The organism is Methanoregula sp. (genome assembly GCF_049686655.1).
GTDB lineage: Archaea > Halobacteriota > Methanomicrobia > Methanomicrobiales > Methanospirillaceae > Methanoregula.
On record NZ_JBAVIG010000049.1, the window covers coordinates 1 to 13638 of the forward strand.

At 52.3% G+C, this 13638-nt stretch carries 20 protein-coding genes; 15 read left to right on the top strand and 5 right to left on the bottom strand.

Translation table 11 applies throughout. The features are described 5' to 3' along the window. The first annotated feature begins 81 nt into the window (after window positions 1–81). The 11 genes from WBL42_RS06410 to rpl18a all read left to right on the top strand — a co-directional run bounded on the left by WBL42_RS06410 (window position 82) and on the right by rpl18a (window position 5952). Window positions 82–1362, top strand: a complete 1281-nt coding sequence (locus tag WBL42_RS06410; RefSeq protein WP_424720444.1) for a hemolysin family protein — start codon at window positions 82–84, stop codon at window positions 1360–1362. Window positions 1363–1397: 35 nt separating this feature from the next. Further along, complete coding sequence (gene purN, locus WBL42_RS06415; RefSeq protein WP_424720445.1) at window positions 1398–2006, top strand: phosphoribosylglycinamide formyltransferase; 609 nt, start codon at window positions 1398–1400, stop codon at window positions 2004–2006. An 85-nt stretch (window positions 2007–2091) separates the two neighbouring features. Then, window positions 2092–2418: a ribonuclease P protein component 4 gene (locus tag WBL42_RS06420; RefSeq protein WP_424720446.1), complete on the top strand. Its 327-nt coding sequence runs from the start codon at window positions 2092–2094 to the stop codon at window positions 2416–2418. Continuing rightward, window positions 2402–2857: a YhbY family RNA-binding protein gene (locus WBL42_RS06425; RefSeq protein WP_424720447.1), complete on the top strand. Its 456-nt coding sequence runs from the start codon at window positions 2402–2404 to the stop codon at window positions 2855–2857. Before WBL42_RS06420 ends, WBL42_RS06425 begins: the two co-directional genes overlap by 17 nt. 259 nt (window positions 2858–3116) lie before the next feature. Next, window positions 3117–3713, top strand: coding sequence for a 30S ribosomal protein S19e (locus tag WBL42_RS06430; protein WP_424720448.1), 597 nt, complete (start codon window positions 3117–3119; stop codon window positions 3711–3713). Window positions 3714–3722: 9 nt separating this feature from the next. After that, the gene (locus tag WBL42_RS06435) at window positions 3723–4061 is read left to right on the top strand and encodes a DNA-binding protein (protein ID WP_424720449.1); all 339 of its coding nucleotides are present in this window, start codon (window positions 3723–3725) and stop codon (window positions 4059–4061) included. Further along, entirely contained in the window at window positions 4061–4651 is a 591-nt protein-coding gene (locus WBL42_RS06440; RefSeq protein ID WP_424720450.1) for a DUF7411 family protein, read from the top strand. The genes WBL42_RS06435 and WBL42_RS06440 overlap by 1 nt, the downstream gene beginning before the upstream one ends. 16 nt (window positions 4652–4667) lie before the next feature. Further along, entirely contained in the window at window positions 4668–4820 is a 153-nt protein-coding gene (locus tag WBL42_RS06445; RefSeq protein WP_424720451.1) for a 50S ribosomal protein L39e, read from the top strand. 1 nt (window position 4821) lies between these two features. Next, complete coding sequence (locus WBL42_RS06450; protein ID WP_424720452.1) at window positions 4822–5088, top strand: 50S ribosomal protein L31e; 267 nt, start codon at window positions 4822–4824, stop codon at window positions 5086–5088. A 1-nt stretch (window position 5089) separates the two neighbouring features. Next, window positions 5090–5752: a translation initiation factor IF-6 gene (locus WBL42_RS06455; RefSeq protein ID WP_424720453.1), complete on the top strand. Its 663-nt coding sequence runs from the start codon at window positions 5090–5092 to the stop codon at window positions 5750–5752. Between the two features lie 5 nt (window positions 5753–5757). Further along, complete coding sequence (gene rpl18a / locus WBL42_RS06460; RefSeq protein ID WP_424720454.1) at window positions 5758–5952, top strand: 50S ribosomal protein L18Ae; 195 nt, start codon at window positions 5758–5760, stop codon at window positions 5950–5952. A 398-nt stretch (window positions 5953–6350) separates the two neighbouring features. On the opposite strand, the gene WBL42_RS06465 is transcribed toward rpl18a, so the two are convergent. The 3 genes from WBL42_RS06465 to WBL42_RS06475 form a co-directional block, all read right to left on the bottom strand. Beyond that, entirely contained in the window at window positions 6351–6512 is a 162-nt protein-coding gene (locus WBL42_RS06465) for a hypothetical protein (protein ID WP_424720455.1), read from the bottom strand. 84 nt (window positions 6513–6596) lie between these two features. Further along, window positions 6597–7298 carry a winged helix-turn-helix transcriptional regulator gene (locus WBL42_RS06470; protein ID WP_424720456.1) on the bottom strand — a complete coding sequence of 234 codons (702 nt, stop codon included), beginning with the start codon at window positions 7296–7298 and terminating at the stop codon, window positions 6597–6599. 18 nt (window positions 7299–7316) lie between these two features. Continuing rightward, window positions 7317–7754: a peptidase domain-containing protein gene (locus WBL42_RS06475; RefSeq protein WP_424720457.1), complete on the bottom strand. Its 438-nt coding sequence runs from the start codon at window positions 7752–7754 to the stop codon at window positions 7317–7319. Window positions 7755–8021: 267 nt separating this feature from the next. On the opposite strand from WBL42_RS06475, the gene WBL42_RS06480 reads away from it, so the two are divergent. The 3 genes from WBL42_RS06480 (at window position 8022) to WBL42_RS06490 (ending at window position 11727) form a co-directional block, all read left to right on the top strand. Next, window positions 8022–9254, top strand: a complete 1233-nt coding sequence (locus tag WBL42_RS06480) for a hypothetical protein (RefSeq protein WP_424720458.1) — start codon at window positions 8022–8024, stop codon at window positions 9252–9254. A 404-nt stretch (window positions 9255–9658) separates the two neighbouring features. Then, complete coding sequence (locus WBL42_RS06485; protein WP_424720459.1) at window positions 9659–10285, top strand: hypothetical protein; 627 nt, start codon at window positions 9659–9661, stop codon at window positions 10283–10285. 698 nt (window positions 10286–10983) lie between these two features. After that, window positions 10984–11727 (top strand): hypothetical protein, encoded by a 744-nt coding sequence (locus WBL42_RS06490; protein WP_424720460.1) that lies wholly within the window; start codon window positions 10984–10986, stop codon window positions 11725–11727. 185 nt (window positions 11728–11912) lie between these two features. Here the strand turns inward: WBL42_RS06490 and WBL42_RS06495 are convergent, their stop codons facing one another. Further along, a complete protein-coding gene (locus WBL42_RS06495) occupies window positions 11913–12164 on the bottom strand; it encodes a translation elongation factor-like protein (protein WP_424720461.1) in 252 nt (83 codons plus the stop codon). 182 nt (window positions 12165–12346) lie between these two features. Here WBL42_RS06495 and WBL42_RS06500 point away from each other — a divergent pair, with 182 nt between their 5' ends. Continuing rightward, on the top strand, window positions 12347–13228 hold the full coding sequence (locus WBL42_RS06500; RefSeq protein WP_424720463.1) for a UbiA family prenyltransferase: 882 nt from the start codon (window positions 12347–12349) through the stop codon (window positions 13226–13228). Here the strand turns inward: WBL42_RS06500 and WBL42_RS06505 are convergent. Beyond that, the coding region (locus WBL42_RS06505; protein WP_424720462.1) for a helix-turn-helix transcriptional regulator at window positions 13225–13638 on the bottom strand (414 nt) is incomplete at its 5' end. The genes WBL42_RS06500 and WBL42_RS06505 overlap by 4 nt on opposite strands.

Genomic DNA, 13638 nt, shown 5'->3' on the forward strand with positions numbered 1-13638 from the left:
CGTATATAATGGTGAAAATTTCATTATGCATTCCATCATGAACCATAAAACAATGCGTGCGCCCGCACGTTGTGAAACCCGATGATCCAGGACGACGTTTTGGAAATCCTGTTATTTATTGTGTGCGTCCTCCTCTCCGCGTTTTTTTCAAGCTCGGAAGTGGGGCTCATCTCCATCACCCGGGCCAAGGTCAGGACCCTTGTCAACGAGAGTCGTCCCGGGGCCTCGGCAGTGGCGGCACTCAAGGAATCCCCCGAACACCTGCTGATCACCCTCCTCATCGGGAACACGATCGTCAACATCACCGCTGCATCCATTGCAACGGCGGTTGCAATTCAGGAATTCGGCGATGTCGGGGTCGGGATCGCGACCGGTTTCGTAGTAATCGTTCTCCTCATCTTTGGCGAGATCGGCCCGAAGATCTACGCGGCCCGGGCATCCGAATCCTTTCCCCTCACGGTTGCCCCGGTCATCCTCTTCCTCTCACGGATCTTCTCCCCCATCATCTGGCTCGTGGAACGGGTAAGCCCGACATTTGGCATAGGCAAGGAAGTGGCGGAACCCGCGGTCACGGAAGAGGAGATCAAGGAATGGATCGATGTAGGCAAGGAGGAAGGCACGATCGAGCAGGCGGAGCAGGACATGCTCTACTCGGTGCTTGAGTTCGGTGATACCACCACCCGCGAGATCATGACGCCCCGGGTGGATGTGATCCTGATGGAGGACACGGTCACGTTCGAAGAGGCGATCCGGATCTTCAACGAAACCGGCTTCTCACGGATCCCGGTCTACCACGACCAGATCGACAACATCACCGGCATCCTGAACGTCAAGGACGTCTTCTCCGCCATGGTCTCCCACCGGAAGAGCTCGATGATAAAGGAGATCATGTTCGACCCGATGTTCGTGCCCGATACCAAGAAGATCGACGACCTGTTAAAGGAACTCCAGGTCCACCGGGTGCTGATGGCGATCGTGATCGACGAGTACAGCAGTTTTGTCGGGATCGTGACCGTCGAGGATATCCTCGAGGAACTTGTTGGCGATATCATGGACGAGTACGACAAGGAGGAACCTGAGGTACAGGAACTCTCGCCCGGCGTCTTTGTTGTCGATGCCCAGATGTGGGTCGAAGACATCAACGAACGGATGAACCTCGACCTCCCGACCGACGACTCCTACGAGACGGTCGGGGGTTTGATCATCGACAGGCTCGGCCATCTCCCCCAGCACCCGGGCGAGAAGGTGGAGATTGGCGAAGGCCGGGTGACACTCGTTGTCCTGCAGATGCACGGGCGGCGTATTGTCAAGGTCAAGATCGTAGTCCGCCCGGATGGGAATGGCGGCAATGGCAACAGTTAAGGTGCAACCATACCAGAGATCTGGCAGGTATATCCATGAAAAAACGTATAGCGGTGCTCGCATCCGGCAGGGGATCGAATTTCCAGGCAGTGATCGATGCGATCGCTGCCGGTACGATCCCGGCGGCCTGCGAAGCGCTCATCACGGATAACCCGGGTGCGTACGCGATTGAACGTGCAGGGAAGGCCGGCATTCCCGTACGGGTGATCGACTACCGCTCGTTTTCTTCCCGTGAGGCGTACGAGCGCTCGCTCCTTGCGGCCATGCAGGAGGTTGACGCAGACCTGTACGTTCTTGCCGGGTACATGCGCATCCTCGGGACGGACCTTGTCCGGTCCTTTTCAGGAAAGATGGTGAATATCCACCCGGCGCTCCTGCCGAGTTTCACCGGCCTGCACGCCCAGCGGCAGGCGATCCTGCATGGCGTAAAGGTTGCCGGCTGCACGGTCCATTTCGTGGATGAGAACCTTGACTGCGGACCGATCATCCTCCAGTATTGCGTACCGGTGCTGGACGGCGATGACGAGGACACCCTTGCCGACCGCATCCTGGAGCGGGAACACGAATGCTATCCGGAAGCCATCCGGCTCTTTTGCGAGGACAGGCTGGACGTGATCGGCCGCAGGGTCAGGATCCGCTCCTGAACAGAATCTCTCCTTACCGTCACCCCGACGCTTATCATCTAGGACGCTTTAATGTACAGCACAACCGGGAACCGGTTCTGACGAAATGAAAGAGAAGTCCAGGAGCCCTGCGACGCGCATGATCGCACGGGAACGCATCGAGGTGCTATTCGGGCAGGCGGAGCAGGCATTTCCCGACCATCCGGAACGAAGCAACCGGTACGTGGAGCTTGCCCGGAAGATCGCGATGCGCCAGCGGATCCGGATCGACCGGGCATTCCGGCGCCGGTACTGCCACCACTGCTCTGCGTTCCTGGTCCCGGGCCGGAATATGCGGGTGCGGGTGTCCCGCGGTAACGTCGTGGTCACCTGCCAGTCCTGCAATAAGAAGATGAGATACCGTGTGGTGAGACCAAGTGCCGGAAAAGAATGATTCGTCCATGCAGGACCTCAAGCCGACCGTCTGGATCGGCAAACAGGGCTGTACCGGGACCATGATCGAGGAGATCGTGGCCCAGCTTAAGAAACGCAGACTGATCAAGGTGAAGTGGCTCCAGAACACGGAAGTCGATCCGTCAGTTGTGGCCTCGGAAGCCAAAGCGAAACTCGTGGAAGTCCGGGGCAGGACGATGGTGCTGGGAGCTACAGGTAAGATAACCGGCACCTCGGGAACTGCCGGAAAGGGCACGGGGAAGCCCACCGGAAAGCCCATGGGGAGACTCGCAGCAAAGGCTCCTGCGAAGGCTACTGCCAAAGCCACGGCGAGATCTGCGGTTAAATCCCCGGCGAAACCCTCCGAGAAAGCCCCGGCGAAAACCGCTGAGACCGTGAAGCCACGCCAGACCGGGGCGATGAAGCGGGCGAAGAGATAAGATTATTTCACGTGCAGACGCCCCCGGGGTGCTCCGCGGGGGTGGCGACTTGTTTTAATTGATTGCAGGTAAAACAATAAATCTGCATTGAAAATTTACTGGAACGGAAAATTCCGTGGTACCGGCTCAAGAATATACAAGACGTATCTCATCATCTCTTTTCCTCTCCCGCCGGCTCTTCTGCCCTTGGAAATATATAAGAACCTTCCTCACAAATAACATAAGACTGTTATTTCATTATTCAACAGTGAGGTAGTAGATGACAACAGTATACGATGTCCCCGCAGACCACATCATCCGGGCGGTCGCAGAGGAGCTCAAGAAGCGGAAGGAGATCACTCCGCCCGCGTGGGCAGCCTTCGCAAAGACAGGGGTTCACAAAGAGATGCCCCCTGAAGACCCCGACTGGTGGTTTATCCGGGTAGCAGCAGTGTTGAGACGCGTCTATGTCGACGGCCCTATCGGCGTCGAGAGGATGCGAAGCTTTTACGGCGGTAACAAGAACCGCGGCGCCCGGCCCAATGCGTTCCGCAAGGGTTCGGGGTCGATCCTGCGCAAGGCTGTCCAGCAGCTCGAGGCAGCGGGTCTTATTGTCCACGACAAGGTCGGCCGGAAAGTCTCCCCTGCAGGTATGGCCTTCCTCGATGCATTCGCACAGGAAGTGAAGAAGAACCCGCCGGCACCCGTCCCGAAACGCGTGAAGCCTGTTGTCGAAGAGCCCAAGAAGGCCGACGCAAAGGGTGGAAAGAAGAAGGGCGGCGACAAGGCCGCAGCCCCGGCTGAGGGCGCTGACGGTGCCAAGGCCGAGAAGAAGCCGGCAAAGAAGAAAGCCGACAAGGCAGAAGCACCCCAGTGAGGTGTCACCATGGGAGACGACGAGCTTAACGAACTCCGCAGACGCAGGATGGCGCAGCTGCAGCAGCAGGCTGGCGATCAACAGGGTATGCAGGAAGAGCTCGAACGCCAGCAGCGCCAGAAATCCCAGATCCAGATGATACTCATGCAGATTCTCGAGCCGGATGCACGGGAACGCCTGAATACCATCAAGCTGACCAAGCCTGATTTCGCGAGCGCGGTTGAGCAGCAGCTCATCCAGCTTGCTCAGAGCGGCCGGCTGGCGAAGAAGATTTCTGACTCACAGCTCAAGGAGCTGCTCAGGCAGCTTGCACCGGCCAAACGGGATTACTCAATAACCAGGAAATAATGAAAGCAGGAGTGCTGTATAGCGGCGGTAAGGACAGTTCCCTTGCAGCAATGATGCTGGGTACGTATTACGAGGTCGAACTCAACACGTTCGTGTTCGACCCGGACCGCCAGATCCCGATGGTCGAGGCAGCGGCAGGAGTGCTGGGGTTTCCCATAAAAAAGAGAGTATTCAGAGAAGGACTGCTGGACGAGATGGTAGACCTGGTGATTGCAAAGGGGTATCCGAACGATGCCATCAACTGCATACACCAGGAAGCTGTCGAGACCCTTGCGGCCGAGTATAACGTGGTCGGGGACGGCACCAGGTTTGATGACCGGGTCCCGATGCTTGCCCGCGATGCAGTCCAGAGCTTGGGCAGCAGGACAGGGTGTTCGTATGTACGGCCCCTGCTCGGGTATGTCAGGCCCGAAGTCGACCGTCTTGTCGACCGGTTCCTCACCGTCCAGTACGGGGAGACCGGGCAGGTCCGGAACGGCGACTATGAAGCGGAGATCCGGGAGGCGTTCCGGGCCCGCGGGCTCGATTTCGCCCCCCTGTTCCCAAAGCACCACGAACAGTCGCTCGTGGTGGGCAGGAAAAATACATAAATCCAGGTGAAAAAAGATGAGCAAGCTAAGCAAAGGCAGGAAGATCCGGCTGGCAAAGGCCTGCGACCAGAACCGTCGCGTGCCCCAGTGGGTAATGGTCAGGACCAAGCGCGGTGTCGTGGCGCACCCGAAACGGCGCAACTGGCGCAAGAGCACGCTGAAGGTGTGATATGGCAGAGAAGATGGAAGAGCACGTATATATCATCCCCCTGCGGGATGCACGGCGTATGCCCCGGTGGAAGAGGTCCAACGGTGCGATCAAGGATATCAGGAAGTACCTCGCCAAGCACATGAAGAGCGAGGACGTCAAGCTCGATCAGGGCATCAACGAGCAGGTATGGTCACGGGGCAGCTCCAAGCCGCCATCAAAGATCCGTGTCCGTGCCATGAAGATGGAGGACGGGCAGGTTCAGGCTGAACTTGCACCGGAATCATAAGATGGACAGGACGATCACGTTTGCAGGCGATCCGAACATCGGGGTATTTGCCCGGGTGGTCGGGGATATCGCCATTATCCCCCCGGAATCTCCGGACGAGTTTAAAGCGGCAGTGAAAGCGGCTCTGCAGGCAGAGCTGGTAGAGACCACGATCCAGGGCAGTTCCATCATCGGTTCGCTCGTGGCCGGAAACAGCCGGGGTATCGTGGTCTCAGGGCTGGCAACCGATGAGGAAGTCGCGATCCTCTCGAAGCACCGCAAGGTGTTCCTGCTCCATGAGTCTATGAACGCCGCGGGCAACGTGATCATGGCAAACGATACCTTTGCCGCAGTCCACCCGGACATGCCGGTCGACATGATGCATGCGATCGGCGAGTTCCTTGGCGTCGAGGTCTTCACCCTCGTGCTCGGCGGTGTCAAGACCGTCGGCATGGCAGGTGTTGCTACGAACAAAGGCGTCATCGTCCACCCGCGGGCCACCGACCAGCAGATCGCACGGATCGAGGCGGTCGCAAAGGTTCCCGTAGGGACGGGCTCGATCAACATGGGCAGCGGCCTCGTGGGTACCGGCCTTCTCGTGAACGAGAAGGGGTACCTGGCAGGCAATGCCACGAGCGGGTTTGAACTGGGCAGGGTAGAGGACATATTTGGTTTTCTGGAGTGAGGTATATGACAGAGCAGAAGGCAGAACTGAAGTTTGAAGTGAAGGGCACGTTCCGGATGGGCGAGGACTGGATGCCGTACACGAAAGTGATCGAGGCGCCCAACGAGAACCAGGCAAAGGAACGCACCTTTGCGGTCATCGGCAGCAAGCACAACCTGAAGCGGCGCTACATCAAGATCGATGCAGTGAAAGCCGTTTGAGGCTGAAGAACACAATTTCTTTTATTACTTCTCTCTTTTAGGTTATTTACAAATATCAAATATTGTGATATTATTTCAGGAGCTCATACTAGAGTTGATGAAAATTGCGATATTAAATTTTGAAATTTCCAAAAAATGTTTCCTTTGAATGCATTTCCAGTGAGTATAAATTTTGGGGCTCTGTAGAAGCCCTCCATTCCTCGATGTTAACAACTGACCACAAAAGCTAAGGTACGGTGTCTCCTTACCTTGTTATGCCAATATCTCGTAAGGAGGACAATTAAATGATCAGCAAACCGGATATCAGGTTTGTTGAATTGTCCTCCGGGTTGATCAGAGATTCCCGAATCCCACTATTCTCGTCGAAATTCTCAAAGAAGACGTTTACCCAGCACCAGTTACTCATTCTTCTTCTCCTGAAAGAGTACCTGTCTGAAGATTACCGGGACATTGTGGAACTCACCGAGATCATGGACTCTCTCCGGGAGAGGATCCATCTCGATGAAGTCCCCCATTTCACGACGATCCATAAGTTCTGTCACGGATTCGATCCTCAACATTCACCCGGTTACTCAACCGACTCATTAAACAGTTTTACGACTGGGGTGAGATGATCGCATGCACCGCAATTGATTCGTCGCATCTTAGTTCCCATATTCCCTCAGTATAACCTCAACTTCTGGTAAAAGGATGTAGTTCATGTTCCTGCCGTCCCATCTGGACGCGATCATGTTCTCCTCAAGAAATTGCTGGAGATGCCAATGGACCGTGTTCCGTTTTAAAAGCAAACGCTCCGCAATCTCCTTATTGCTGATGCCAGGTTGGTCGAGAATCAGATTGAGGATTTCCTGTTTTGCCGGATTCATGATATATCCGTACACTCGTTTTTTCTCAAGGGGTCTTCCTCCATTGGCGAAAAGGTAGCTTAGTTTCCCGTATTTTTTTTGCACGACCTTTCGTTCGAGAAAGAGGAGATACAGATGATACCGGGCTGTTCCACGGTTAATGCCGGTCTTTTTCGATAAATCCGCAATAGTACAACCGGGATGTGTCCCGATATATTCCAGCAAAAGAGTACGATTTTTATTTTGGAGGACAGTTTTGACTTTCCCAAAAAGGAGTGGGCCGAATTTGATCGTGCCTAAAATTGCTATAAGAAAACAAATGCTCCAAGTAATCTGGATCCAGAGCGGTAGTTCAAAGAAAGAAATCGTGCTGTCGGCGCCGAGAATATCAGAAGGCCCGGTCCGGAGTGAATATGGTTCGACGGAATAACCTCCTTGGACTACTGCGACATTGGCAAAAAAAACCAGCAAAAAAAAGAGGACGATTGATGAATGTTTCATCCGACAGTACATCACAACTCAGATGGAATAAGCTTGTGTTCCCGTCACATGATCTCCGTATACTTCAAAATACCAGGTCCCTCGGGCAATACCGTTGCCGTTAATGATATTCAGGTTGATACGTCCGTCATTGACGCCATCAAAACTATCATAATAAGGACCGAATGTGTAACCGTCAGGAGAATAGATTTTCAGCCGGAGCGAATTTGAAGGATTACCCCAATTCAGATTTACATTCATTGAAGTGATATAAGATGACACTGTTTTCGTATGCCAGTTTGTCACACTCTGGGTGATTGTCCCATACACGATCAATGGGTGCATTCCTGATTCGTGCACCGGTTCGATTCTATAGCCACCATTGCTGACAGTCGATACTTGTTCACTTGCTGATACTACTGCAAATGATGCGATCAACAGAAGCATCACCGCAACAACTCCCAGTCTTTTTGACATAAGAGTTTTGGTTTCGGGAAACATTGCTTGTTTTTTCTGTCCCAATAATCGAACTGGCAGTTCGAGAATGTGGACAGAAATCCTATATTAAAAATCAGCTGAGTCCCTTGCGTGAATACTATAATAGTATTCCCGGGGTCCCAGCTACTATCCCAGTCACATCCATTGGGACCCTGAATTGAGCCCGGTATGTGAGATCGAACTCGGGTGTGTTACAACCTATCATTTGCCGAGCGAAGCGTATCAAAAAATTGGAGATGAAACTAAATGAAACAACTAAAAACTGGCGTTATAATGCTAGCATTACTGCTGACAGCAATGACGATGGTTCCGATGGTGAGTGCCCAGGAAAATGATGCGATAAACGCTGATACCGATCATCCTCAAACTGGAATGGTTACACCGGTTTTTGACGAATCGGAAATTGTCCTGAAAGAGCCGGTGAATGAATCGGAAATTGTATCATTTGTGTTTCCTGCCAGATGGTTGAACGAACAAATGGAAAACTCTGATTCGGTATCTGTCACTATTCCCAGAACCCTGATGGTGACCAAAAAGTTAACCGATGGATCTTCGATTGAAGTCAACCCAAATCAGAAGATAATAAATTCTGAACCGGTTGCATTGCTACAGATCCCAAAGGAACTTTTAGAACAGGATAATAAAGCAAATCCTTCCCAGATAACACTGGATTATCCGCTTTCCTATTATTCGTTCTACCCGGATATGGCCGAATTAACAAAAGCGACCGAACAAAGAAAAAATGAAAGGATTTCGAAACAGAATCCTGAAGTCGTATATAATTCGAATAAAAAAGCAGGAGCGTCTGTTATGGGTCCTATGGTATCGACCCTGTATGCCGAATGGGATCTATGGAAACGAACATCTACGAGTTACACTCCCGTTGCATTACGGGGAGATATGAAACCGGACACATTCTCCAATGCCGGTCAGAGTACGGCAAACTATCATGAGACAGAAATACATCTTAACAGAGACGGGGATGTCATTGAATTGCTGTTATGGTATTGTGATGATGGACACATCTGGCTGTCCGCACCCATCTATGACGAGGGAGTTTTAAAATGGGGTACTGGTGGAACGGGGATGAAATGGATCGACATCACATCGAAAAACCTTGTGAACTATGAATTCTATGTCAACGCCAATGGCCAGTACAGCATCAACTTCTACAATACCGGAACGGGTATCTGGTATACGTTCAACTATAACGACAGCGACAATCCCTCAACATACATCAACCGTATCGTGCCCTCGACAGAACTGACGACAGACACGGTTAATCACTCGTTCGATGCGATAACGAATACCATGAAGGCATACGAGACAAAGGATTCCGGCAGCTCAAGCTGGATTGGAACGTGCACGCGGTTTTCCCATGATTATTTCACGGGAAATGCAAACTACGTACTGCTGAACGCATATAAGACCGGAAATACGATATATTCGTACCACCGGGCTGCAAATTCCCAATCCTGATATTTCTGTGAGGGACCATGAAACCAGAAAGAACACGAAAGATTCCCCATTTCCTTTTTTTTGGATTTTTTATTTTTCTCTGGATTTTCCCGGCGGGTTCTCTGGCATATCCGGATCAGATTCAACCCATTCCCGCACCAACCCCCCTTGTATTTGAACAAACCCTGACGAAAAATGTGTTTGAGTACGGTGAGATAGTCCCGGTATCATCCATAATACAGAATGACGGTAATGTCCCGATCAGCCTTACCGGAATCCCTCCGGAAATTATAGTGAGCCTCCGTAATACCGGCTGGGATCGGGGAATTGTAAGAACTATTCCTCCGGGCAAAGAAACCATGACGCTTGGATCTCACGCACGTCAAAACTGGATCGTTTCGTGGGATCAAAAGGATGACCGGGGAATGCAGGTCCAGCCCGGTGTATACTACCTGACAATGAATGCATCGGGAGTTAACTCGTACGCGGAAGTTATCATTCAGTATCCTGAAGGAGCACTGACCAGCGCCATTTCACCCATGCAGAATGTCACAAGCGGCGGGGTCATGGCACGACTGGAATCGATCGCGCTCGACGACAATGAAGGTCTTATTACCCTCAGGGTATTCCCCCCCTCAGATTCTCACGTGTCGGGATCATCAGGATTCTCCCAGATTACCGCAGAATACCAGGTCGATAACAGATCCCCGGTAAACTTCAGGGACGTATCCGGGAAATATACGGAAAATGGCGAATATGAAATTACCTGGCAGACTGCTCCGATATCCTGCAGTGCCAGGGTCCTGAACATTCGTGCAACAAAATTTGATCCTTACGAAGGGGACTGGAATTTTTCGATCAATCTTGATTCTTTTTCCCGGTGTACTTCTGGAAATGGAACGGTTTTTTCCCGTACGAATACCGGGAGTAAGACGCGAGTCTCATCGGCATCGTCAGCACAAACATCTGCACCTCTTCCTGTTGCGATCATGACGATTGGCCTGGCATTCGCAGTAATCATATTCGTAGTGAGGAAAAAATCGTCTCATTGAGGTTTTCTACAGAGAAAATCACATTTTTAACTTGAACCATTTGAACAGTTGCTCTTTTCGTTAGCTATAATCTGCAATTTGATTAATACTTCAGTAAATAAGGGATAACACCCGGAATTAAAAAGGGTGATTGGACAAAAAATGGTGTGGAGATCTTATAATCATCAGGTAATATCTCATACTTGCGATGAGACGCCGCCGCCCCCGACGGGGCGCCCCCGCGGCGGATCAATTACCTTAAATCAGCAAAACCCGGTAATCGGCCCGCCGTGCCCCGGAGGGGCACTGAGGCGGGGAACTTTCGTTCTGAAATGCCTCAGAAGAACAACCGCGACGGGGGTCGTTGGGGGGTCGCGTGGGTACAAGCTGCAGATCGGCCCGGGCATCCCGGCATTTACAGGATTGGCCGGCCCCTTCCTCTTTTTCGTCAGTATATTCGCGATCTTCCAGAGCATCAGCGGATTGCCAAATCCATTCGCAGGGGCTCTGAAAATTCTTTTGTACCCATGCGACCCCCCTCAGCCGATCTGCATTTTATGCGAAAATATGGAATTTTCACGTCATAACAGTATCCGGATATGTACTATTCTGGCGTGGGGGGGTCGCATGGGTACACGATTATTCCCGGCGCGACCTGGGGAGATGGTGGTACTGCCCCCTCCGGATTTTTTATCACCTTCCCGGCCTGACATATCACTATGAAGGAAGACATGCGCTGGAAGCTGATCGTGGGTGTCGCGCTCGTCACCCTGACGCTCCTCCTGATGACGATCCACCTTATTGTCTTCCAGGATTCCCATTACCTATTCACCTATCTCCTCGCTGACCTTGCCTTTATCCCGGTCGAGGTCCTCTGTGTCACCCTGATCATCGACTCGATGCTTACCTCACGGGAGCGGCAGGAGCGGATGGAGAAACTGAACATGGTGATCGGGATCTTCTTTTCCCGGGTCGGAACCCCGCTCATTGCCCGGTTCGTAAAAGCCGATCCGGGCACCCGGCCCCTGCAGGCACAGATGGCAGCAGGCCCCGACTGGACCGCGGACCGGTTCCGTGCAGCACACAGGAGCCTGGCCGGCTGGAAATGCACCATCGAACCCGCCCGCATACATCTCGAAGACCTGCGGGAGTTCCTCCTCGGGAACGAGGACTTCCTCCTCCGTATCGTGGAGAACCCGATGGTCTTCGAGCACGAGACGTTCACGGACCTGATCCTGGCGGTCACGCACCTTGCCGAGGAGCTGAAGGCCCGGGACGATCTCTCGCTGCTGCCCCCGTCCGATATCGCCCACCTTAAAGGCGATATGGAACGGGTGTATTCGCGCCTGGTGCCCGAGTGGTTGAAGTACATGGAATACCTGCAGAACCATTACCCGTACCTCTTCAGCCTTGCGATGCGGACGAACCCGTTCGATGAGAATGCGAAGGTGGTGGTGGAGTGAAGGGTACCTGCCCATCCCTTCCCGGGTTCCTCCGGTGACCAAGTCCCCGGAAACGGATCGACGGTACCTGGCCGGCCCGGGTTACCGTACAGGCAATGGGACAACCCGGAGGTGAACGGGGGGATCGAATTGATACGCGGAAATGGAAGGATGCCAGAACCCTGATTAAAAAGAGAGAATATTTATTAGAGCTCGCGGTATACCACGTCCCCGACATGGACCCGCTGATCAACCCTGAAACCGATGTCCTGCCCGCAGTCAGCTTCAGCAACCGGTACATGATCCATCTCCAGCGAGGTCACGGTCTGGTGGAAGTCCTCACTGTGCCCGTGGATATGGATCCAGTCGCCGCGTGCGAGGTGGTCCTTGAGTACGATCGCAGCAACGCCCACTTTCGGGTAAAAGTGGGTCACTTTCCCAATCATGGTCTCCATCATCTTTGCCTCCTATATGTGACTAATACCGGGTGCCACAGGATAAAGTTTTTCATGGCGGGGAGCGCTTCTGAACGTCCAGAAGGTTTTACATCCTTACTGGCTGGAGGTAACAAAAAATCAGCCGCATCCTGAGACCCTGTGAGTCTTATTATAGCGGGCTTGTAATTTTTCATGAGATTGTAATAACATATCGCGTGAAAATTTCCTCAGGTGTGACATTCTTTGACACACCGACAATGCGACTGCTGAATTCATCCACGGTTGTCGCAATTTCTGCAGGATTACGGCTTCATATTGCTTTCCTGCTTGCAGGTATCGCTGCCCGGATTCCCGAGTATTTTGCCTTCGGCCTCCTTATGTATGCAACCTATACGCTCGATCGTGCTCTTGACTGCAAAGAAGATGCAATCAACAAGAGTGAGCTCTGCGGTGCAAACAGAACGATTGGACTGGTCGCGTGCATGATAGCGTTCTGTGCGGGGACGATCCTTCTCTTTCTGGACGGGATCTACCTGGCTCCTTTTTTACCGTTCATTATCGGGTATGTCTATTCCCGGGGGTTCCGGATCGGATCATTCAGGCTCAAACTCAAAGGCAGCCTGGGAGTAAAAAATGTGATAGTAGGAATTACCTGGGCGGGAACAATTGCCCTTATCGTGGGCCAATGGTGCAACAGCATCCAGACCGTCGGAATAATCTTCCTCTTCTACAGCATGAAAATATTCGTAACTTCGTGCGTAAACGATTTCAAGGACGTCAAGGGGGATATCGTTGCCGGTGTGAAGACCCTGCCGGCATATCTCGGGGAGAACCTTACCAAGAAAGTGCTCCTCCTCATTCTCGCCACTCTGTACAGTATGATGGCGTATGCAGTATTTTTCGGTGTAGTCCGGGATGAATGGATAGTCCTGCTGTTCAGTCTCGTAGTCACCATCGCCTTCCTGCTGGTGTATTCCCCGTCATTCGAAAACAGTCCGGCCCTGTTCTACCGGAAGATGCGGGAATTTGTGATCTCCTGGGAATCACTGATATCCCTTGGGCTCAGGGCCTGTGTTGCCGGTTAATCGGGACGCTCAATTTTTTCAGAGTGTTCCAGCAGGAACGCGTAGATCCGCTCTCCCCAGTCGAGCGCCGAAGGGTCATTGCTGGTAACATCATTTTTGGAATCAAAAATCCCGGTGTTGTAAAATAATGAGATCGAAAAATAGGAATCGGTGACTACGAACGAGAATTTGAAATCTTTTTTTGTGACATACAGGCTGGTTGTCCCAAACCCGAGAAACTCGCCGACCCAGCCTGGAAATTTTTCGTTCATGATCTTCAGCACACCCGGGGTAAATATCAGCGATGTCTCCACACCGTCCCTCGCAAGATTCATGAAAAAATCCGGATACGTGGGATGCACGGTATGGGACAGCCCTTTCAGCGTCTTTGAAGGGGAGATATTTTTCAGGAATGTGTTAACGTCAAATAT